The organism is Desulfatiglans sp. (assembly GCA_012513605.1).
Taxonomy (GTDB): Bacteria; Desulfobacterota; DSM-4660; order Desulfatiglandales; family HGW-15; genus JAAZBV01.
Window position 1 is genome coordinate 1 of record JAAZBV010000009.1, and the last position, 23,570, is coordinate 23,570.

A 23,570-nucleotide genomic window follows, 5' to 3' on the forward strand; every position below is an offset into this window, starting at 1 on the left:
AGTTATGCAATTTATATAAAAAAGATCCTGATAAATTTGGGATACTTGTTTCATCTACAGTCAGTATGGATTGGAATATTCTTGTTTTAGTAGGTATAGCCTATTTTGAATCAGGAAATAGGAAAAAGGCTGATAAAGCTTTTGACAAGGCAATTATAAAATCAAAAAAACAATTTCCTGTATTAAGGGCAATAGGTATCTATTTTTATATTAAAGGAGAACTCCAAAAGGCAAAAAAGTATCTTGAGAAAGCCCTGAATCTTAACCCTAATGATTCAACAATCTCTGACATGCTGAATAAAATAAAACCCGTTAAATCATCAGGCAATACTATCAGTTGCTGCATGATAGTAAAAAATGAAGAAAAATATCTGGACAAATGTCTGGCAAGTGTAAAGGGATATGTGGACGAATTGATTATAGTGGATACAGGATCAACAGACAGCACAGTTGATATAGCCAAAAAATATACAGACAAGGTATATTTTCATCCCTGGGAGAATAGTTTCAGCAAGGCCAGAAATCAGGCTCTCAGCTATGCAACCTGTGACTGGGTATTTCAGATAGATGGTGATGAAGAATTAATGGAAGGTAGCGGTGAACTGCTCCGAAAAACAGTCCGGGAAACATATAGCGAAGATGTAATTAATGTTAAATTACTTTGCAGTTATGCAAATGGCGCAAAAAAATCCATGCACTACTTTGAACGACTCTTCAGGAATAATGGTATTATTCATTATGAAGGGCGTGTGCATAACCGGATAGTAGGATATAAAAACCCGGGATACTCCCGTATTGAGTTATGGCATTATGGATATGATGTTGATGAAGATAAAGCCCAAGAAAAATTTGAGAGAACGACTGTATTATTAAAAAAAGATATTGAAGAAGATCCTGATAATCCCCTTCCTCATCACTATATAAGTAGTTCATACCTCGCCAGGGGAATGTTTGAAGAGGCATTGAAAGAAGCAGAGCTGGCTATTCAGCTTGCTGACAGATTAGGAAATACAAATAGCATATACGGATGGACTTATTTTAACGCTTCCATGTCTTTGTTTAAATTGGGAGATTTTAATAGGGCAAAAGAGTTTTCTTTAAATGCTTTGGAAAAATATCATGACCACCTTGATTCCTATTATATGCTCACAATTATCGCAGGAGAAAATTCCGAATGGGAAGATGTTTGCAAATATGGAGAAAGCTATATCCGGGTCTGGAGAGGACTTAATGATAATCCTGAAAATTCCAGGATGATGATAAACAATACAATTAGTGAAGCTGCTGCAATTTATATCTTGATAGGACACGCCCTTCATGCTGGAAAAGACTATAATAAAATGGATGAATACTATCAAAAAAGTTATGAAGCGGATAAAGAAAAATGGCAGTCCTCTTGGAATATTGGGGTATTTCATCTCGATAAATCTCTTGACATGGAAATAGCCGGTCGTTTTTTAAAACAGGCTGTTGAAGAAGCACCTAATGAATATAAAGCCTGGTACATGTTGGCAAAATACTACAATAAAATCGGTTTAAAAGATGACGAAATCGAAGCGCTCGAAAAGGTCATCGAATTAGGCACTGAAGAATATTTTATTTTTAACAGGCTTTTTGCTTTATATGTTGATAAAGAATTGAATGGTAAGGCATTCTCACTGCTGGAATCTATTAAGGTCCCTGATTTATCTTTTTATCCATATCTTCTGAAACTCGGGAATAGTTATATGAGTAAAGGTTTTCTTGAAAATGCATTTAAATGTTATATGAAAGCGGCTGAGTTGAACCCCAACAGACCTGAAGCATGGAGCATTTTGTCTGAGATCACATATTCTCTTGGAAATTTTAAAGATTCACAGGTTTTTTTAGAAAAGGCGCTTATACTTAAGAAGGATGATATAACAAATTTGCTTATCATGTGTGAGTTGAAACTAAAATCAGGGGATATTGAATCACATGTTAATTATCTTGATAAGGTATTAAATTATTTAGATATAAAAACAAAAAGAACGATTAGTGGTTTTGCTGATCTTAAAAATCTATTTATTGAGATAGGAAACTCTCCTAATTTAATAGTCACAGATTATTTAAAAATAAAAAGTATTATTAATGAGTTGGACTCATATATGAATCGCATTACCTGAGATTTTAAATCAATTTTTTTTTCAAAATGCCACAGTTGATATCTTTATATGTCAGCCATGGCATTTTTTTTATAAATCCTTAAAAAAAAATTAAAGTTAATCTGATCTCATCCCGATAATGATTTCAAACACTGGGTAAGTGGATGAAAGGCAGGTGAGACAAACTGTAATATTCCACAAAGCCAAAGGCAAGGAAGCCAATTATTTACCCCGGTTATTTTATAACCGAATTTTAAAACTTTTTTTTAATTAATCATGGAGGATTAATACTATGGGATTAAGAATTCAGAACAACATCGAGGCAATGAACGCACACAGGAATTTGACACAAACTTCTGGCATGATGTCAAAATCACTGGAAAGGCTTTCATCTGGTTACAGGATCAACAAGGCTGCTGACGATGCAGCAGGTCTTGCTATTTCTTCTGCCTTCAGGGCTGATATAGCATCTTATAAGGTAGCTAGCAGAAACGTATCAGAAGCTAATGCACTGGCACAGGTTGCAGAAGGCGCTTATGATCAGGTCAGCAACATGCTGGTAAGGCTCAAAGAACTTGCCACACAGGCAGCATCTGCTAATGCCGGATCAAATCTTGACAAGATCAACGATGAAGGTAATGCACTCCTGAATGAAATAAATCGTATTGCTAATGCAACAGAATATGCAGGAACAAAGCTTCTTAACGGCTCATTTGGTGTTACTGCAAGCTCTGGTGGTACTTTGACAGCTACAAACGGTTTTCAGGGGGCAGAAGGACTTCAATCCGGGGTGACATATACTGTAGCCACAGCCACCGGTGGAAATATTACTGTCTCCGCGACAATTGATGGGACATCGATGTCTCAGACCATCAATGCAGTAACAGCACCAGGAACAGGAGAAACCAAAGATGTGAATTTTGCAACTTTTGGTCTGACAATTACACTTAACGATAATTTTGGTGCGGCTTCCGATGGAACTATTATAGCCAATACCGGAACAGCAGCCAACTTCCAGATAGGTGCAAAGAATACAGTTGATGACCGTATTGGAATAACACTGAAATCTGTAAGCACAAGCACGTTAAGCCTCAGCGCAGATCAGATGCTCAACGCACAAAATGCACAGAATTTCCTTACATCAATTGACTCAGCTATAGACACATTAAACGATGCACGTGGCGGAATTGGTGCTATCCAGAACAGGCTTGGTTATGCTGCTGCAAACCTGGCAACCACGATTGAAAACGTCCAGGCTGCTGAATCTGTGATCAGGGACGTTGATATGGCTGCGGAAATGACATCATTTACCAAGAGCCAGATACTTATGCAGGCTGGTACTGCGATGCTTGCCCAGGCAAATATGGCTCCGCAGAACATACTTTCACTGATTGGGTAGGAGTAAGAAGCTGAAAGCTGAAAGCTGAAGGCTCAAAGCTCAAAGTAAAAGCTCAAGGCTTAAAGTAAAACCTTAAAACTGACCCCGCTTCCGGAAATCCGGTAGCGGGGTTTTTTATGCCTGAACCGCAAAGGCGCAAAGAGCGTAAAGTTTTTTTGATTCTCTAAGGAAACCACAAGGTAAATACGCTTTGTTGTTATTATTACAACCTTACCGGTCAAGTCAGAATCAGTAAATACTTACCCCCTTCAGGCGGGTAGCATTAAGATAATGTATACTCTGTTTGATAATTCTATTATTAGCCTTTAGTAATAAATTTATTTTCTTAGCGCACTTTGCGTCTTTGCGGTGAACTATTTTCTTTTTCTGGCAAATATCTTGCAAATCTTTAATATCACATTAGTTTTCTTTAAGTTTTCGGTATTTTTTTCCGATATAATGAGCATCATGGGAAGTAATTTCCTATTTAATTAATGTACTGAGGTTTTATTATGGCTATAAGTACCAATCTGATAAGTGGTCTTTCAAGCGGTTTTGACTGGCGTTCTATGATTGACCAGTTAATCGCTCTGGATTCAAAACCGATTCAAAACCAGGAGGCCCAGAAAACAAAGTATGAGGGTCAGCTTGCTGAGTGGCGCTCTTTTAATACCACACTCCTGTCACTTAAAAGTGCTGCTTCAAATCTTTCAGACCCGGATGATTTTAATGTATTCAGCGCCAGTATGACCTCTGACAGTTCTACTGTTGATGCGGAAGATTTGCTTTCAATAAGCACTACATCAAATGCATCAGCAGGAAGTTATTCTATTCTTGTTAAAAATGTGGCTGTAGCCCAGAAACTCTCATCTTCATCCTTTAACTCTTTTTCAGATGCGCTTGGAAGTGACTATGCCGGCGATATTGTTATAAATGGCAGGGTAATCTCTATCAATGAGACAGATGGTCTTGATGATGTGAGAAACAGGATCAACAATGCCAATTCAGGCACAAACCCTACAGGTGTGACAGCCAGCATTATCTCCTATGGATCAAATGATTACCGCCTGATCCTTACCAGCAACATCACAGGTGAATCGGGAATATCCCTCCAAAACGGATCAGGTAACAATCTCCTGGAGCGTATTGGCTGGAAAGATAACAGTGTGTCATTAAAGAACAGTATTACAGGTGGTGCAATGTCTGATTCCTTCACGAGCACTACTCAGGATATAAAATCCATTCTTGGTCTTTCATCGACACAGTCCGGCACAGTGCAAATCGGAGGTCATGAAGTTGCAATTGATCTTTCTGTAGATTCCCTTGAGGATATTAAATCAAGGATTAATGAATTTAGTAATATTTCTGCATCTATTGTGACAAAAACAGAAAGTGGAGTTACCAAATATGTACTCCAGATAAATGGGACTCAGGACTTTACTGATAGTAACAATATCCTTGAAACCATGGGTGTACTTGAAAAGGGAGCAAGCGATTCACAGGGCACAACATCGGCCAACTCCATGACCACATCAGGAGATGCTATAACAGCAGATACCGTATTAAGTAGCATAGATGGCTATTATTCTTGGACATCAGATGATTCCGTATCAATAAGCGGGACAGATCACAGTGGCAATACAATAAACACCTCTTTTTCAATCACCGCCTCCTCAACTGTAAAGGATCTGCTTGACAGCGTAAAGGATGCATTTGAAAGCAATGGCGATAATGTAAATATATATATCACATCTGATGGTAAAATAGAGGTTGAAGACCTTGAAACCGGGACAAGTTCACTCGCAGTATCCCTTAATTCAACCATTTCTGATGGCGCCCTTTCATTAGGAGCGTTCAGCGCTTTAAGCACAGTAAGAAAACGTGAGATAGTTACAGGAGAGGATGCGCTTATAAGTATAGATGGAGTTGATGTAAAAAGCAGTGATAATACAATAAATAATGTCCTTAACGGTGTGACATTAAACCTTAAGGCATCTGATGAATTAACAACCATTACACTTAATATTGACAGGGATATTAGCGGTATAGTAGATAAAATCAAAACATTCGTTGATTCATATAATTCAGTTTCATCATACATTGCTAAACAACAATCATATGATACAGAAAAAGAGAAAACAGGCGGTGTCCTCTTTGGTGACGGCACCCTTTCATCTGTTAAATCAGACCTCTCTTCACTCCTGATAAATCCGATATGGGGGGTATCTTCCCAGTTTTCAATACTCGGTCTTGTAGGCATTAACCTGAACAATGAAGGTCAGCTCAGCCTGGACAGTGCAAAGCTTAACGATTTCTTAAAGACAAATTTCTACGATATACAGCAGTTATTCACTGCTACAGGCACTTCTAATGCAGGTACCATGGAATTTGTATCAAGCTCAAAGGATACCCAGGCAGGAGAATATGTCATAAATATAACACAGGCTGCAACGAAAAATAGCTCCATTAGTAATAGTGCAATAATAGGAGCTCTTGGTTCTGATGAAATCCTGACAGTAAAGGATGGTGACAAGACAGCAGTCATCTCTCTTACTGCCGGTATGACCCTGCCTGACATAGTAAATGCAGCAAACACTGAATTTGACACTGTCTATACTGAAACATTAGTCGGCAACACATCTGTTACAGCAAGCGCATCTCCTGTGACCTTTTCCACCACATGGAGTTCCATTGATGGCGCTAACATGGTCAATGGAGATATTATCAATTTTTCAGGGACAACTCGAAATGGTAGTGAGGTATCAGGCTCATATACGATCGATGAAACTACCACAGATACCATTCAGGGACTTTTATCTGAAATAGAGTCTATGCTTGGTAATGTATCTGTAACAATAGATGGGAATGGGCGTCTGAAAATAATTGATGGTTCTGAGGGTACAAGCAGTTTATCTTTTGCACTGGATTATTCACAGACAACAAATCAGGTTGATATCTTTGGGGCAGTCCTCACTTCTAACAGCGGAGGACATGAAGGCAGGTATGCCATGAGTATAACTGCGTCTAATGATGGAACAAATCATTTAAAATTAACCAGTGACAATTACGGCTCAAATTCCAGTTTTACCATAGAGGAAACTACAGATGCAGGGCTCTGGACAGGGAGCATGGCAACACCTGTTACTGTTAATAATGGGCTTGATGTTGCTGGTACAATTAATGGGCGTTCAGCAACCGGGTCGGGCCAGAAACTTACCGGCGATAAAGGCGAAGAGAATATATCAGGGCTTGCGATTAAGTATACAGGAGCTTCAACAGGTGAAATCGGGAAAATCAAACTTACACTTGGAATAGCAGAATTGTTTGACAGGACGCTTTTTTCCATAACTGATACATATCAAGGGTATGTGGGTTTTAAACAAAGTTCCCTTTCAGACAGGATTAAAAACATTGATGACACTATGGATACTATGCAGGCTCGTCTGGATCATAAGATGGAGGCAATGATTAATCGTTTTGTAATGATGGAATCGGCCCTGTCCAAAATTCAAAATATGAGTTCATGGCTTTCGGGTCAATTGAGCGCTGCTTCAAGTGGCTGGGCCTGGTAATAATAATAGTAAAATAGAAATTATATAAAAATTATTTAATCACCTTTAATAGAATTAGAGCTAATGGGAGGGGGCAAATGGATTACGGAAAGGCGTTCAGGCAGTATAAAAGGTCATCTGTAGAGACAGCAGGAAAACTTGAACTGGTAATAATGTGTTATGACAAGGCTATCTTATGCATTAATCAGGCAAAAGGTCATTTAAGAGATGGCGAAATATTAAAAAAGGTAGCAAAGCTTCAGAATGCCCTGGATATTATAACTCAATTACAGTCAAGCCTGAATTTTGAAAAGGGCGGCGAAATAGCAAAAAGCCTGGATTCATTATATTCATATGTAACTAAAAGGCTCATACTTGCTGACATACAAAAGGCATATGATATTTTTGATGAGTGTGCGAATATCCTAACAGAACTTAAAGGGTCATGGGAAGGTATTTCAACCCCAAAAGAAGAGCCTGTTGTGTTAAGTAACAACGCGGGTATGGAAATAAGAAGGCTTTCACATCAGGTAGCAGCATAATGTTGCTACAAGGATGTAAAGGCTGGAATCCATGACAGGTATGTCGTGGGATAGTACATGGAGGTAAATAAAATGGCATTTTCAGCAATAAAACCTGTTGATCATTCAATTGATCAGGGATTGTCTGCACCGTCTCATATAACAACCTCTGAGCCAGTCAATTCAGGTGCCAGAGAGATCACTTTCCATGAAGTAAATACAGAAAAGCGATCTAAAGAAGTAAAAGAAGCCGCTGATGAGAAAATTGCCCGTATTACCGAACTGATGGAGAGTTATGTGCGGTCAATACAAAAGGACATCAAGATTCAGGTTAACAGCAATACAGGCGATATTTCAGTCAAAGTCATTTCTGAAGAAACCGGAAAGGTGATAAGGGAGATACCTTCACAGGAGATGCTTGAACTTGCAGCAAGGATGGAAGAGATATCAGGTGTGCTCTTTGACCAAAAGGTGTAACCGGAATTTGCCTGATAATATAACAGGCTGAATAAACAGGAATTTCTTTATTTTATATAGATATTCCTGTTTTGTTTTTTAACAGGCCAGATACTCACATGAAATGGATGTATAGAAATCATGTATAAGGGGTGCATCTATGGATGAATCGAAAAATAGCAACTTTCTTGTGAAGGATAATAAATGTAATAGAAAATGACATCGGAGATACAATAAAAGGCTTTCATATATCAGGCTCGGATTTTGATATTGATATCATGTCTGCATCAGGAAAATTCCGTGGAAAAGGGGGTAGTGCTGGCCTTTGTACCATTGCGGGAAAACGGCTCTACAACTACCCTTTAAAAAATAATATTATCATTAAAGCCTTAAGGGATTAATGCCGATAAAAAATACAGAGTGGGTATACATGGATTTTATACGCCTATTTTGTAAAGCAGGAAGGACTCTGAATGGAAGCTGTGCAAAACATAACCAGAGCGTTGTCAAAAAGACAGATTGATACAATCACCCCTGTCTCCTCCTCTGCAAATATAAAAAACAGGGCCTTAAGCGCTGAGAATAACAGCAAAAAGGAACCGCAGGATATCAAGCTGTATATAGACTCTCTGAGTGATAAGATCAGCCGTATTGCAGAGACAATGGACAGTTATGTCCAATCTATACAGAGGGATCTGAAAATTAAGGTAGACGAGAATACCGGTAAAATAATTGTCAAAGTTATCTCAAGAGAAAATGGAAAGGTTATTAGAGAAATTCCCCCTGATGAACTGCTTGATCTTGCAGCCAGGATTGAAGAGATGACAGGCATCCTGTTTGATGAAAAGGTATAGAAAAGAGAAACACTTAATTAATTCTGCATAAGAGAAAAAAGTATGAAACTGAGACTGTTAATTGTAGATGATGACAGAACATTACTATCTGCCCTGAAAACTGTTTTTGACCAGGAAAACGACGTAACTGTTTGTAATGATGGCAAAAAGGCAATTGATTTATGCAGAAATGAGAAGTTTGATCTTATAATTACTGACCTTATGATGCCGGGCGCCAACGGGCTGGAGGTACTGACAGAAACCAGGAAGATCGATCCTGACTCTCTTGTTGTGCTTATAACAGGGTTTGCCTCACTTGAAACCGCTGTCCAGGCAATAAGAGAAGGCGCCTATGACTATATTACCAAGCCTTTTAAGCTGGAAGAGATAAAGATCATTGTAAATAATGCCCGTGAAAAGATAAGGCTTATACGTGAAAATAAAAAACTGATAGATGATCTGAAAAATGCCTATGAGCAGTTAAATATGATGAAAAAACTGCTTGAGATAAACAGTGACAAATCCGAAGAGAATATTGAGGATGACAGACCGGTAATTGCGGGCAGCATGCTGCCCTTTTACTATTCAAGTACAGTGTCTAATGGGAAGACCTCAATACTGGACAATCTTGAACGGATTTCAGACCTTAAAGAAAGAGGGTTATTGACAGGAAAGGAATTTGAGCTGTGCAAGTCGAAGCTATTCAACAGCATGGGACAGTAACTGAACAGGATTTCAACACCATGCGTGTAATGATTGTTGATGATGATCCAATGGTCGGTGAGACACTGGGCATGTTCTTTGAACATCTCAATTTCAAAAACATCACCATCCTGGACAGGGGTGAAAAGGCCCTGGAGGAGATCGACCGCGGTTCATTTGACTATATATTCATGGACCTTATGATGCCGGGCATTGGCGGCCTTGAAACACTCAAGCTCATACATGAAAACCATCAGTTGACAAATGTGATAATCATGACCGGTTACCCAACAATGGAGACTGTGATTGATGCAATGCGCAGCGGGGCATCAGACTTTCTGGTAAAACCATTTCGTCTTCAGGATATCAAGATCATCCTGGAAAGGATCAATCGTTTAAAAATCCTTATGGAAAACAACTGGAGGCTTAATCAGGAGCTGGAACAGAAACAGGAGGTGGAAAAGCTCAATATTGAACTCCAGAAAAGAATCAGGTCCCAGACACTCATGTATGACATTGTTGATTCACTTTCTAGGATCAACAGAACAGAAGAGCTTTACAGGTTTATCATCAATAAAAGTATAGAGATATGTCAGGCAAAAAAGGCATGTTTTCTTATCCGGGACAATGACAGGGCAAGCAGTTATATCATGCTCTCACAAAAGGGGCTTAATAATGGCGGCCCTGGCAAACGCATCTCAACAGGCATTGAAAAATTTGAGGAAAGCATCACGAGGCGCCTCTTTGAAAAATGCTTTGGATTAACCCCTGATATGTATAATAGCAGCGGAATACCGGACAGCAATTATATATCCATCCCTTTCAATATCAGAAATGAACCCTTCGGTCTTCTTTTGCTTGGTGAAAAGGAGGGTAAAACCGGGTTTGATTCTGATGATCAGTTCATACTCAGGTTTATGGCTGAAAGAACAGCCCTGAACATAGAAAATATGGCACTGTATGACAACCTTATGCAAAACCTTATGGCATCAATGATGTCACTTGTGGGGGCTATTGAGGCGAAAGATATATATACACGTCAGCACTCTTCGCGTGTAACAAAATATGCTGTTGAGATAGCAAAGGTAATGGGCTGCTCTGATGATGATCTGCACAGACTAAGGACATGCGGCCCTCTTCATGATATAGGAAAGATTGGCATAGATGACAGCATCCTGAACAAGAAGACAAGACTCACAGGAATGGAATATGACAAGATAAAAACACATCCCTTAATTGGGGTAAACATTGTTTCACCCCTAATGCTGGATAAAGAGGAGCTTGCCATTATTAGAAACCACCATGAAAGATGGGATGGCAAAGGTTATCCTGATGGCCTTAAAGCTACAGAGATACCCGTTTTATCAAGAATTCTTATTGTTGCTGACAGTTTTGATGCAATGAGTTCAGACAGGGCATACAGAAAGGCGATTCCAATTGATAAATGTATTGAAGAGCTTATACAGAACAAAGGCACACAGTTTGACCCGGATGTTGTGGATGCATCAATCAGTATATTTAGAGAATATCCTGCGCAGGAGAAAATCAGTATGGCGGTCTAAGGGTCTCGTAGACCATTTTTCACTTATTACTTTTCAAACCATAACTGTTTTTACTTTTCATTCATTTAAAAAATATAATATACTTCAAAAAATTTATATCTATTCAATTTAAACAATATCAGGAGCCAGGTCGAATGGCGGAAATAAACAAACGCGATCATTTCAGGGTTGAGATAACAGTCCCGGTTAAATGGAAATTACTCTCAAAGGATGAGATAGAGAGGGTGAAAAATGGCATGGGCAACACCCTGTTTAAACAGAGCAGCATCCCCAGTCCGATTGACGCATTTCTTGAGGAAACCACAAAGGGTTCAAAAGATGAACAACTTTTTCAGGCCCTAAAACTCCTGAATAACAAGCTTGACTATATTATCGAGCAGATGTTATCCAGGCCGCCATGCGAGTCAGAAGGACAAGACAATATAATTGAGATAAGCGCCTCAGGATTGAAATTTGTATCAGAAGAGGAATTTGAAGAGGGCGCCCTCTTAAAAATGGAAATGGTTATGCCTGCTGCTATCCAGTACAATATTGAATTGATAACAGAGATACTGAGGGCAGCAAAAAAGAGGGATAAAATCATATATGCGACCAGGATAGTCTGCATAAATGATGATGCCCATGATTCAATTATAAAAATGGTCTTTCAGAAACAGAGAGTAGATATAAGAAACCGAAAATCCCCGGAGGAGAAATAACCATGGAACTCTCTTTCAAGAACCTGATTGAGCTGTATAAACTTGCCTCACTTGGAAAGGTAACAGGCGGTCTGATACACAATATTAACGGCCCTTTACAGAATATCGGCCTTGACCTTGAGATGACTCAGTATATGCTTAAAAAAGAGGCAGAGGCTCACGGTGGCAAAGAAAGCAGTATTATTCCAAGGCTCAGGCGTATTGAAGAAGAGCTGGAGCGTCTGAATGCAATGATAAAAACATCATCCAGCAGGATCACGCATGAGGATAAAAATTTTCTAAACTTCAATGAATATCTTGAGCAGGAGCTGTTTTTTTTAAATACAAATCTCTATTACAAGCATAATGTGGAGACAACCCTTGACCTGTCAGAAGAGCCTCCTGTTATTAAAAGCTTACCTCACGATTCAGTTTTAGCATTTGGCTGGCTTCTTCAAAGTGTGATAGAAGAGATAGAGAGGGTCAAGGGAAAAACCCTCCATATCAGGGCATTAGAAAATAATGGTTTTTATGAGATTACAATAGTTACAGAACTGAATGATCTTGTTGGCAGGGTGAGTAAGATAATCCAGAAAACAGATTTTTCATCTGACAGGCTCACTGCCCCTGAAAATGAAACAGATATTATGCTGATATTAAAGGTATTTCACTCTGATGGAGTAATCATCAAAACCGGAAAAGGTCAATCAGCCGATATTAATATCTGTTTTCCTCTATAGCTAAAGGTAATCACCCCTGCGAAAACGCTCTATCTCTGTACCCATTGTAACCGCAATATCAGAGATTACAGGTTTTAGCTTGTCAGGTATGCCTTCCATAGATGAGATGCCTTTAATATCAGAAAGTTTCTCATCAAGCTGATCAACAAGGGATGTGAGATCTTCAGCCGGTAAGGATGTATCTGCCAGCTTTCCTGCATAAAAATCAATAAGATCAAGTGTATCCTTAAGGGAATCCAGCAGCATTGTCTTTTCATTTGAATCTGATTGCCCGTTCAGGGGTATCATGCCAGCTGGCCCGTTTATTATCTGAACCGGATTGATATTTAAGGGTAATACCCTTCCTGTTTCAGGACGGGAGGTCAACTGCTCCATAATCTGCTGGAAACTGCCAGTTTCACTATTCTGGCTCTTGTTTATCTTGCCCTGCTGTTCAATAAGTATTCTCTGGCCTTCATCGATTCTCATTTTCCAACTCCTTTTCCGGTTTAGACAACCAAATAGAAATCATACCCAGTAGTATAATCTCTTTTTATATGAATTACATTTTTCATTTGCAATAAGCTTGCCATAGACCGGATAATCATAAACCGATAATGCACTGCACTTAAAGGTCAGCGATTTACTCTTTGTATTCAGTATGTTATAAATATTTTCAATCATTTTATCTATAATATTAAATAGACTGAACATCATCTCTTTTTCCCTGGAAAAGGAATATTCTTCCCATCCTGAGGATAATAATTTCCCCTCTTAGAATATCTTTTCCAGTTTTGCGCTGAAGGTTTCAGGGGTAAAGGGTTTTACTATGTAATTGCTTACGCCAGCCTGAACAGCCTGCACAACATTTTCCTTCTGCCCCTCAGCAGTCACCATAAGGAAAGGGGTACTTTTGAGTTTTTCATCTGCCCTTACCGCCTTTAAGAGGTCAAGCCCTGTCATATTGGGCATATTCCAGTCAGAAACGATCAGGCCGATCTTTTCTTTCTGTAGCTCCTTTAGCGCCATATTGCCATCTTCAGCCTCGATTATATCGTTAAAACCGAGTTGCTTGAGCACACCTTTAACAATTCGTCTCATTGTTGCGAAGTCATCAACCACTAATACCTTGATCGAAGTATCAAATCCCATATTGTTTCCTCCATTTTTCGCATATTATATTGTAAAAAAGCCGTAAAGTCAGCTTTATTGTGTTTATTTATCTTACATATTATTCAGGAGATCATCAATGGCCTTTTGATCAAGCCCCTCCCCCGACCTTTGCGGACCTTTAAGTTCATACATGAATTCATCTACATCCTTATTCAATTCCTCATATGTTATTTCGGGGTCTTCCTTGTATTTCTTTAATTTTATTCCAAAAGATACAATCAATTCCTCAATTTTTATCTCCATTGACCTGACAAGCCTGATAATACGCTGGATGCGCTGACCCACAAGATCCTGGAAACTCAATGGCTCCATCATGGTAAGCGACCGATTTTCCATCTCTTTCAGGAAAGATACCTGGTCTTGAATCGTCTCTATGGCCTCCTCAAGGCTCAGCCCCATGCAGATATTTCCATCTCCATCACTATTTTTTGTTAAAATCTGCTCAAGAAGCCTGTATTGGGTATTGGCAGCCTCCATCTGTGCCTCATTGATATCCATTATCTTCATGGTGCTTTCTTCAAGGGTCTCATTTATCCCTTCAAGCTGGTTACTTGCCTCAGGTATATCCTTTGATGCTATCTCTACTATATCAGGTTCTATCCTTGTCTGGATATCTTTTCTGAAATCAATCAGCTCCTTGGCAATCCCCTTTATCTTATCTGAAAACTCCATGGTAAGTAACTCAAAAAACTCGCCCTTTTTCAGTTTATTTATAACATCCTTGAGTTTTTCAGTCTCATCAGAGGTCAGACTCTGGGCACTCCCGGAAGAGGTAATACTCTCAACGGTTGTTTCCATTATCCTGCTTCCGTTCATATATCGCCTGCACAGATATTTTCTACCTGATGGGTCAATACCGGAAATAAGGCTGTTTGGAAGCTCTTCTGTATTAAAGAGTATCTGATAGTCGCTTGCATTAAATGCCATGCCTGATTTCAGGACAATAAAGTAGGGTTTTAACTCCTCTCTATTCTTTATCCCCTTTACCGGAAAAATTCGCCCATCAAATTCCATATAGTCATTGTCATCTGTTCCTGAGACAACCCTGGCCTTATACCTTGTTATTATCTGTTCAATCTCATGTGTATCAAAAGCAAGTCTTTCTGTCGAACCATCAAGGTCACCCATTAACACATTTCCCATTAGAATACCCTCCGCCCGATAATCAATTCAAAAAATATCTGCATCATTACAAAGCAAGATACATACCAAAAAGGCAGCCACATGCCTTTTTTTATATCCAATTAATTCAATGGCTTATAACCGGGTTACCATTATATTGTTCCATTCTATTTATCCGACTGATTATTCAAACTGTTTCCGTCAAGTATCTGGACTTTTATTGGCTGAAAAATGACATTTCTGATAGGCAGGGTTACTTCCTGTTCAACTATATTTCTCTTTTCAAACTCATGAATCGCATGAACCGGGCGCAGGGTGATTAATATTTCAGCCCCTTTACCCTGCCCCATTGATGGCGCAGCATCAGTAAGGGCCTTTAAGTTATTTTTTATGTATTTCAGACCATTTTCAGAGATCTTAGCGCCTATATAAGGGGTGGGTCTTGGGATAGCGGCATTGATATTAGAAACGCTTGTAAATCGTCCAATAGCGGCTGCGTCAACAGAATCAAGCCTTACATTCCAGATAACATCAGGATCATTAGAGATGGCGGTTATCCTCTCTTTTATCCTTTTTTTTTCAGAGATCAGGCTTTTTTTTGAAAATATCTCGGAAGGCTTATAGGAGGTATAGGATGGCCTGCCGCTGTTATAAGACAACTCCTCAATATCCTGATCTGAAGGGCTGTCACCGCTTATAAAAAAATAACAGCAGAATACAGTATCTTCATCCAGTTGGAATGCAGCGCTGGAAGGATGCGCTGACAGGAGTGTCAGGAGTAAGATAAGGATAGATGCGGGTATGATATTTTTCCTGAACGAAGGAGAATTAAGATTCATAGTCCATCACCCATATCAAGGATATACTCAAGGGGATTAACTGCCCTGCCCTCCTTTATAACCATATAGTGCAGATGACTGCCTGTTGACAGCCCGCTGTTTCCCATAAGGCCAATCCTCTCCCCGCGCTTAACCTCTTTTCCTGTCTCCGCATATACAACATCAAGGTGGCCATATATGGTCGTTATTTTTTCTGTATGCCTGATTACAATAAACTTGCCAATCCTTTTATCATGGCCGGTTTTCAAAACAAGGCCTCTGGCAGGGGCATAAATCTTTGTCCCTATGTCCCCTGATATATCGATTGCAGCATGGAATTCCTTTCTTTTTGTAAAGGGATTTTCACGCCATCCAAAACCTGATGAGACCGATATGCCTTTTTTTTCAACCGGAAGTATACTGGGGGTAACCTCAAGGATCTGCTCCCGGGTATTGATCAATTCCGAATATTTTTTAAATCTTTCATCAAGATTGGTTAGATGAGAGGAGAGGTTATTATCATAGGGTAGAGATAATAGACTATTCAGAGCCATGTATCCTGAATCATCGGATACGCCTCCCTGGCCAGGAAGCCCTTCCAAATCAGTTAAATTGGTGCTTATTCCGAAATATTCACTAAGCTGACGATCCTTTTTTTCGATATGCTTAAGATTATCCTTAAGGTACCTGAGTTCAGCTATCTCGGTTTTCATACCGGTGCTGCTGCCCTCAAGAAAGGCAATCTTTTTGTTCAGTGTAAAAATACGATGCTCTAAAAATGGCATGGAAACAATACAGAGCGCAAGGGCAATTGCCAGCGCAATAAGATACCATGGATTGATAATCACCTGGTGTGTTTTACCGGAACCATTTTGAGGCATCCAAATTATGTATGATTTACTGTTTCTCATAATTGATCCTCCTTCAATTCTGATTCCTCCTATTTACTTTTTAATGTGTAAAAAACAGATCTTAAATGTCTCTGAGGTTCAAACTGAGGGCATATCCCTGTCAGAGATTCGGTAGAACCTATGATAAGATATCCGTCAGGGGCCATGACACCTGCAATCTTTTCAAAGAGCCTCTTTCTGTCTTCAATACTGAAATATATGGCAACATTACGGCAGAAGACTATGTCAAACTGCCCTATTCCAGTGAATGGTTCCATTAAATTTCGTTTCTGAAAAACAGCCATTGCCCTTATATCGTCTCTGATCTTCCAGGCGTTTCCATTTGAAACAAAATATCTTTGCAGAAGATCCTTTTCAAGCCCCCGCTCTATCTCAAATCTGTTATATTTGCCATAGCTTGCCTGTGCCACAGCATCATCCGATATATCAGTACCTAAAAGCTTGACCCTGTATTTCTTCTGGTCAGGGATCAGCTCTCTTAAAATAATGGCAAGGCTGTAAATCTCCTGGCCTGTAGAACATGCAGCGCTCCATATGCGGATATTAATAGGCATTACACCTGAGGCCTGAGCAGTGCGTTTATCTATAAGGTCAGGCATGACTTTATACTTGAACATCTCAAAAGGGGACTTGTCTCTGAAAAAGAGGGTCTCATTTGTGCTTACTGCATTTATTATCTTTCTTTCCATCTGGCCGCTTTTTTCAGAAATTGCCCTCTGGTAAAGCATCTGATATGAGGTAAAGCCCTCTGTATCCATGATCATTTTTAATCTGGTCTCAAGAAGATATGCCTTTTTCTCATCCAGGAAAATCCCGGAAATATCATAGATATATTTTGAAAGGACCTTTATCTCATTTGGAGTAATCTTGATCATAAATAATACGCAACCACTTTTCTTAAATAGATTTTATACTGCTAACTATCTCATCAGCAAGCCTTTCCAGTGGGGCAATAATATCAACAATCCCCTCATCAATAGGCTTTTTCGGCATACCAAAGACAACGCAGCTTGGTTCATCCTGGGCTATGATGAATGAGCCGTTTCTCTTCATCAGCCTTAACCCGAGTGTGCCATCTGAACCCATACCTGTCATAATTACACCGGCAGAACGCCCCACATAATGCTCGGCAATTGACCTGAAAAGGTAATCCACAGAGGGTTTACAGCTGTTCTCAGGAGGATCATCCGTTATCCTTATTATCCTGCTAAGTCCGTCCACGCCTGCTACTACCTTCATCTGCTTTCCTCCAGGGGCAATAAATGCAACATTTGGCCTGATTACCTCGCCATCCTCTGCCTCCTTAACCTCAATGGCGCACCTGGCATTAAGACTTTTCGCAAGTGAATTGGTAAACATAGGAGGCATATGCTGTACGATTAATATAGGCACATTAATATTGGCAGGGATCCTGGGCATCATTTCAGATAGAGCCTTTGGCCCTCCGGTTGATATTCCAATCCCTATAATTTCCGCTTTTGCCTTTCTGTGTGACCTTGTTGATGTTGTTGCGCTGTATCGTGATGTCCTTAAATCGGGCTGGCCTGGTAATGTCTCTGTCGAATATGCCTTTCCATAATTTGCGCTCCGCAGGATCTTTTTCATCTCCAGATGTCTGGAGAAACTCTTTAGTAAAAGATCAAGGATCTTTTTTATTGTTCTTTTGCTCTCTTCAATGCTTCCGGTTTCCGGTTTTGTAATATAGTCAAATGCGCCCAGCTCAAGCGCCTTTATGGTGAGATCACCGCCCTTGTGAGTAAGTGTGCTTAAAACAATGGCGCCAACATCAGGGGCCTCTGTTTTCAGTGCCCTCAATACGTCAAGCCCGTTCATCTCAGGCATTTCAATATCAAGTGTAATCAGGTCTGGTTTCAGGGAGGCTATCTTCATCATGGCAATCTTGCCATTATTAGCTGTCCCGACTACCTCAACGCCTGGTATCTCAGCCAGCACATCACTCACGGTCTTGCGATAAACCACGGTATCGTCAACCACAAGCACTCTGAGGGGGTTTTTTTCCATTAAGTCCTATAATTCCTTTTTTCTTTCAATTGAAAGATCAAGCCCTGGATTAATCTCTGTCTGATACCTAAATGGTCTGACTGCCGTCATCCTTCAGGATCTCTTCCACATTGAGTATGCCGATCAGGCTCTTTTCCTTTTTAAAGACACCCTCAAAATACCTCCCCTGAATGCCTCCGATATTTGCCGGCGGAGGCTCTATTTTATCCTCTTCTGTCCTTTCAACATCCCCTATCCTCTGCACAAGAAGACCTATATATTCACCATTTGAATTGACGATTATGTTTCTGGTTTCGCTGGAGATCTCTGTGTCTGCCAGACTGAGTTTGTTTCCAAGGTCTATGACAGTAACTATCTGACCTCTAAGGTTCAGTATCCCCTTTACATAATCAGGGGCAAGCGGAACCTCTGTCATCTCAAGGAGTTTATTTATCTCCTGTACCTTTAATATATCCATTCCGCACAGTGAATCACCGACATAAAATGTTGCCAGCTCCATTGTTTTATTCCCTGCATTTCTATTGTCCGCCTGGTTAGCCATTTATTATTACCTCCCGCATCATTAATCCGGTATATAGTTTTTACAAAAACGATTTAAACATACCTGTTACATGGTCATTTCCTATTTCGTTGCTGCCTTGAGATGCTGGAAAACGCTTTTCATCAGCTTTTCCTTATCCAGCTTAATCTGGTAGTCATCTATTCCGACTTTACTGCCCTTTGACATATCTTCGTCGCTCGCCATTGTTGTAAGGGCAATCACAGGAAGATGCCTGAATCTTGCATCTTTTTTAATCATTGATGTCAGCTCAAAGCCATCCATGTTGGGCATCTCTATGTCAGTTATAACAAGAGAAATTTCATCTATATGTTTTTCAATAAGATCGAAGGCAATCCGGCCATCTTCTGCCTCAATAACATTATACCCGTCTTCCTTAAGGTATTCAGAAACCTGGCCCCTGAAAAAATTGGAGTCTTCAGCATAGAGTACAGTAGCGGCCTTGTTTTCAGAAACCATAACGGTTTCCTTTTTGGTAAACCAGTCAGGGTTAAGTGCCTCGACAATCCCGAAAATATTTACCATTAAGGTTGTCTGATTCCCTATTATTGCTGAACCCATGATCCCGGTCTGCTTTAAGGTCATATCATCTACTGTCAGGGCCTCCTCTGTTGAATCAAGTGGCGGTGTGGCCAGAAGGCCGATATCCCTTCCTCCGATAGAAAACACTATTACGAGCAGGTCTTCCTTATCAGCCAGGGGTTTGACATTGGCTACCTGTTCTATAGCAAATAAAGGCAGGCTTTCACCCCTGTACTGTATGACCTTTTTACCTCCAACATGTTCTATGTCAGTCCGCTTTATCTTCTCCACCCTTTCAACAAGCCCCAGTGGAACTGCAAACTGCTCATCTTCAGCATTCCTGAAAATAAGCAGGGACTGGATATCCTTCTGATTCTTCATCCTCTGTTCCTTTGCAACCTGAACCGCCCTTTCAGTGCCATCCATTGAGATGAGTCGGGCCATCTTGGAAATCCCTGCCACATCAAGGATCAGGGCTACACGGCCATCGCCCATTATGGTGGCGCCTGCATAAGCCTTGCAGTGTTTGAGATGTCTTCCTAGAGGTTTTACAACGATTTCTTCTGAGTCGTGAAGCTGATCAACAACAAGACCATATTTCAGCGCCCCTGTATAGACCACAACAATATTTACAGCACTGGAGGCATGATATCTCCGATCAATGGATTTTTTTCTTCGGTTTGAATAATCATCAATGCTATCATCCACCCCCTGTTCATCGATTTTCTCATTGATAGTGCTGATCACATCATCAGCTTTAATAGCCTTTTTAAGAGGGCTCTTTCTGCCCCTTCTGTCTGATATGCTTTCCCTTCTGTCGGATTTTTTGATTTTTTCGCTGGGGTCAAGGTATTCTCTTTCAATACCTATAACATCGGAAAGCCTGATCAGGGGAAGCAGGCTTCCTCTTAACCTTACAACCTCTGCATCACCGACCTTTTCTATCCTATCTTTTACCTGATTTGCAGGTATCCTGAAAAGCTCTTCAAGGTTAACCTGGGGTATTGCGTATCTTTCACCGCATACGCTTATCAGCTGACTCGGAATAATAGCCAGAGTAAGGGGCAGCTTGATTTTTATGATTGTGCCTTTTCCTATTTTAGATTCTATATCTACCACACCGCCCAGTTTATCGAGGTTGGTCTTGACAACATCCATACCAACACCACGACCGGACACATCGCTTACCTTTTCCGCTGTTGAAAAACCGGGGAGGAAGATCAGATTGATCTTTTCCTTATCAGACATGGATATTGCCTGATCCTCTGTTATAACCTTTTTTTCAAGGGCGACCTTTGCCAGTTTGTCAGGATTCATCCCTTTTCCATCATCCCTGATCTCGATATTCACCTGCCCTGCCTCATGATAGGCCTTGAGCATCAAATGGCCGGTAGATTCCTTTCCTGCCCTCTGCCTTTCAGCTGGGAGTTCTATACCGTGATCAACTGAATTTCTGACAAGATGTGTAAGAGGATCATTGATTGCCTCAAGGATTGTCTTATCAAGCTCTACCCCTTCACCCTCTATTGTGAGTTTTACCTCTTTGTTCAGGTTGCGGGCAAGGTCTCTTACAACCCTTGGAAACTTGTTAAATACATTACCGATAGGCTGCATCCTTGTCATCATGATTGCTTCCTGGATCTCTGATGTTATAAGATCCAGCCTCTGCCCTGTCCCCTCTATTGCCCTGATATCCTTCTGACCAATAGACTGCATTAGTTGGTTTCTGCCTAGCACAAGCTCTCCTGCCAGCGTCATGAGAGAATCCAGCAGGCTTACATTAACCCTAAGACTGGTCTCAGATGTCTTGGCGCTTGAGGAATTTGCTGAATCACTTTCTCTGCCGAAAGCAACACCTGAAGCAGTTTCAGGGGCAGGGAATGGAGATGCCTCTTCTTTAAACAATTTTTCTACAGGCTGAATAACAGGACTCTCTTCAGGCATCTTGATTTCAGGGGAGGCCTTTGACTCACCATATTCGGTGAGACTTATAAAACTGTTATTGTTTTCAAGAAGGTAAATATTATCCTCATCAATATCAAAAAGGGCATTAATCATTTCAGGTTCAAGTATGGTGCCGAACAGGACAAGAAGAGGCACTTTACTGGAGCTTGAATAGTTGTCCAGTGTGCCAACCGACTGCACATCCACCTCATTAGATAGGATCGTCCCGCTTTCACTAAGTCTTTTCAGTATCTCCGCTGCTGTAAGCCCCTTTTTTTCAACATCCTGAACAAGGTCAAGCACTGCCAGGTATATGTATTGCCCCTTTTTCCTTGAATTATTGAGGTCAGATGATGAAACATTAAAGACCATCCTACCATTCTCAAATATCAGGTCTATGTTTTGCTCTTTTTTTTCTGCCTTTTTCTCAGGAACAGCAACTGCGGTAAGCGCAATAAGGGCATTAACATGTTCTTCAATAGGCATCTCATTACTGGCGCCTACATTATTAAGCAGGTTCCTTAGCGTATCTGATGCGAGAAGGAGTATATTGACAATTTCAGGATTTGGAACCATCTCCCTTTCTCTAATCATGCCCAGTACATTTTCCATCTTATGGGACAGCTCTTTTATGTTGTTAAGCCCCATAAAACCTGCCCCGCCCTTAATTGAATGGGCAGCGCGGAACACCTTGTTAACCAGCTCCTCGTTAATATCGGCGCCATCCTTTTCAATGGCCAGCAGATCATTCTCAATATCTGCCAGGTGCTCTAATGATTCTTCCACATAAAGTCTCAAGGTCTCATCATCCTGCATACTCATTTTTATCCTCCATTGCTATTTACACCCTGTTCATATAAACAGCCCACAGGTTCTTTCATTTACCTTTATATATTTACGATAACCACACAGAGGGTTATCCTGTTATACACCATCTGTATTCAGGTATCTGTCAATGCCCATCATCTTGAAAAGGTTATCTATATTTTCAGATACATTGGTAAGCCTGAGCAACCCTCCAGCCTTATCCAGTGAGTTTCTGGCTGCTATCAATACCCCCAGACCTGTTGAATCAATCATATTGACGCCCTTCATGTCTATTGCCAGCTCATTAACATCCTTATTGATCAGCTTTAAAAGTTTAAGCCTAAGATCCTCAACAATTGACCCGGATATATCCTTGCCCGGCTTAACTGTTTTTTTATTTGTTTTCCTGCCTTCAACCATTTAAACCTCCAGTTTTACACAGCTTTAAGAATAAGAAATATATAGATTACCAGTCATTCGGTTGACTGAATGCGACGCTTTTTTGACATTTGGAAAACAGTAAATCCTGATTTCTTACACCTGCCCTTTAAGTGAATCAGTAATAATATTAACCTCCTGTTTTATCTGCAATAACAGGCTATTAAACCCCTCAAGGCTATTTGCCTTTGCATTCATCTCTATCTGTTTTGCCTTTTCATAAATCTCAGTCAGCCAAAGATTACCTGATGACCCCTTTAATGAATGGGCACGCTCCACCAGGGCAGCATAATCATGAGCCGCAGCGGCCTTCTCCATTCCGCCTATATCCGTATCACCTGTGGAAAGAAACAGCTCTATAAGCTCAATATATTCCTCAATTTCAAGCCCAAGCCTTTGGGCTGGTGTTAAAAAATCCATCTCTTCCTCCTGTATAAAAACCCTTTAGGATCTTTATTCTAAAACAATGCGAATATTTTACTTTTCAATCATTATGCGATAATTATGCCAGACATTAATTATCATTATTTTTTCATATAAAAACCCCTGTTAAAGACTGAAATTTAAGAAGAACTTGCCGGTTTAAAGGCCAAATAAACCTTTTTAATAACTTGAAAAATAATTGATATTGATGTAATTCATTTTATCTTTATCATGGGATTTCATAAAGATATCAGCTTCTCAGTAATGATAAAAGAAAAACAGTCAACGCCAGGGGTAGCCGTTTTAAAA

Annotated in this window: 21 protein-coding genes; 10 read left to right on the top strand and 11 right to left on the bottom strand. The window is 40.1% G+C overall.

The genetic code is table 11. The features are described from left to right. The 10 genes from GX654_00800 to GX654_00845 form a co-directional block, all read left to right on the top strand. Positions 1–2,144: tetratricopeptide repeat protein (locus tag GX654_00800; GenBank protein NLD35388.1), on the top strand; the 2,144-nt coding region annotated here is incomplete at its 5' end. A gap of 271 nt (positions 2,145–2,415) precedes the next feature. Continuing rightward, entirely contained in the window at positions 2,416–3,522 is a 1,107-nt protein-coding gene (locus tag GX654_00805) for a flagellin (GenBank protein NLD35389.1), read from the top strand. A gap of 491 nt (positions 3,523–4,013) precedes the next feature. Next, positions 4,014–7,073 carry a flagellar filament capping protein FliD gene (fliD, locus tag GX654_00810; GenBank protein ID NLD35390.1) on the top strand — a complete coding sequence of 1,020 codons (3,060 nt, stop codon included), beginning with the start codon at positions 4,014–4,016 and terminating at the stop codon, positions 7,071–7,073. Between the two features lie 77 nt (positions 7,074–7,150). Continuing rightward, entirely contained in the window at positions 7,151–7,594 is a 444-nt protein-coding gene (gene fliS / locus GX654_00815) for a flagellar export chaperone FliS (GenBank protein ID NLD35391.1), read from the top strand. 72 nt (positions 7,595–7,666) lie between these two features. After that, on the top strand, positions 7,667–8,050 hold the full coding sequence (locus GX654_00820) for a flagellar protein FlaG (protein ID NLD35392.1): 384 nt from the start codon (positions 7,667–7,669) through the stop codon (positions 8,048–8,050). A gap of 452 nt (positions 8,051–8,502) precedes the next feature. Beyond that, positions 8,503–8,883: a flagellar protein FlaG gene (locus tag GX654_00825; protein NLD35393.1), complete on the top strand. Its 381-nt coding sequence runs from the start codon at positions 8,503–8,505 to the stop codon at positions 8,881–8,883. Between the two features lie 42 nt (positions 8,884–8,925). Beyond that, positions 8,926–9,585, top strand: coding sequence for a response regulator (locus tag GX654_00830; protein NLD35394.1), 660 nt, complete (start codon positions 8,926–8,928; stop codon positions 9,583–9,585). Further along, positions 9,549–11,126, top strand: coding sequence for a response regulator (locus GX654_00835; protein NLD35395.1), 1,578 nt, complete (start codon positions 9,549–9,551; stop codon positions 11,124–11,126). Before GX654_00830 ends, GX654_00835 begins: the two co-directional genes overlap by 37 nt. A gap of 134 nt (positions 11,127–11,260) precedes the next feature. After that, positions 11,261–11,824 (top strand): hypothetical protein, encoded by a 564-nt coding sequence (locus GX654_00840; GenBank protein ID NLD35396.1) that lies wholly within the window; start codon positions 11,261–11,263, stop codon positions 11,822–11,824. Positions 11,825–11,826: 2 nt separating this feature from the next. Next, the gene (locus tag GX654_00845) at positions 11,827–12,543 is read left to right on the top strand and encodes a hypothetical protein (GenBank protein NLD35397.1); all 717 of its coding nucleotides are present in this window, start codon (positions 11,827–11,829) and stop codon (positions 12,541–12,543) included. Here GX654_00845 and GX654_00850 read toward each other — a convergent pair whose 3' ends face one another. The 11 genes from GX654_00850 to GX654_00900 form a co-directional block, all read right to left on the bottom strand. After that, a complete protein-coding gene (locus tag GX654_00850) occupies positions 12,544–13,011 on the bottom strand; it encodes a hypothetical protein (protein NLD35398.1) in 468 nt (155 codons plus the stop codon). It abuts the gene before it with no gap. 285 nt (positions 13,012–13,296) lie between these two features. Continuing rightward, on the bottom strand, positions 13,297–13,674 hold the full coding sequence (locus GX654_00855; protein ID NLD35399.1) for a response regulator: 378 nt from the start codon (positions 13,672–13,674) through the stop codon (positions 13,297–13,299). Positions 13,675–13,746: 72 nt separating this feature from the next. Then, positions 13,747–14,838 carry a protein phosphatase CheZ gene (locus tag GX654_00860; GenBank protein ID NLD35400.1) on the bottom strand — a complete coding sequence of 364 codons (1,092 nt, stop codon included), beginning with the start codon at positions 14,836–14,838 and terminating at the stop codon, positions 13,747–13,749. A 146-nt stretch (positions 14,839–14,984) separates the two neighbouring features. Continuing rightward, the gene (locus tag GX654_00865) at positions 14,985–15,656 is read right to left on the bottom strand and encodes a hypothetical protein (GenBank protein ID NLD35401.1); all 672 of its coding nucleotides are present in this window, start codon (positions 15,654–15,656) and stop codon (positions 14,985–14,987) included. After that, complete coding sequence (locus tag GX654_00870; GenBank protein ID NLD35402.1) at positions 15,653–16,546, bottom strand: M23 family metallopeptidase; 894 nt, start codon at positions 16,544–16,546, stop codon at positions 15,653–15,655. Before GX654_00870 ends, GX654_00865 begins: the two co-directional genes overlap by 4 nt. A gap of 29 nt (positions 16,547–16,575) precedes the next feature. Continuing rightward, complete coding sequence (locus GX654_00875) at positions 16,576–17,421, bottom strand: protein-glutamate O-methyltransferase CheR (GenBank protein ID NLD35403.1); 846 nt, start codon at positions 17,419–17,421, stop codon at positions 16,576–16,578. A gap of 22 nt (positions 17,422–17,443) precedes the next feature. Beyond that, a complete protein-coding gene (locus tag GX654_00880) occupies positions 17,444–18,568 on the bottom strand; it encodes a chemotaxis response regulator protein-glutamate methylesterase (GenBank protein ID NLD35404.1) in 1,125 nt (374 codons plus the stop codon). Positions 18,569–18,635: 67 nt separating this feature from the next. Then, positions 18,636–19,067, bottom strand: a complete 432-nt coding sequence (locus tag GX654_00885) for a purine-binding chemotaxis protein CheW (GenBank protein ID NLD35405.1) — start codon at positions 19,065–19,067, stop codon at positions 18,636–18,638. 123 nt (positions 19,068–19,190) lie between these two features. Beyond that, positions 19,191–22,415: a response regulator gene (locus GX654_00890; protein ID NLD35406.1), complete on the bottom strand. Its 3,225-nt coding sequence runs from the start codon at positions 22,413–22,415 to the stop codon at positions 19,191–19,193. A gap of 102 nt (positions 22,416–22,517) precedes the next feature. Further along, positions 22,518–22,820, bottom strand: a complete 303-nt coding sequence (locus GX654_00895; protein ID NLD35407.1) for an STAS domain-containing protein — start codon at positions 22,818–22,820, stop codon at positions 22,518–22,520. A 114-nt stretch (positions 22,821–22,934) separates the two neighbouring features. Next, positions 22,935–23,258: an Hpt domain-containing protein gene (locus GX654_00900; protein ID NLD35408.1), complete on the bottom strand. Its 324-nt coding sequence runs from the start codon at positions 23,256–23,258 to the stop codon at positions 22,935–22,937. Positions 23,259–23,570: the final 312 nt, after the last annotated feature.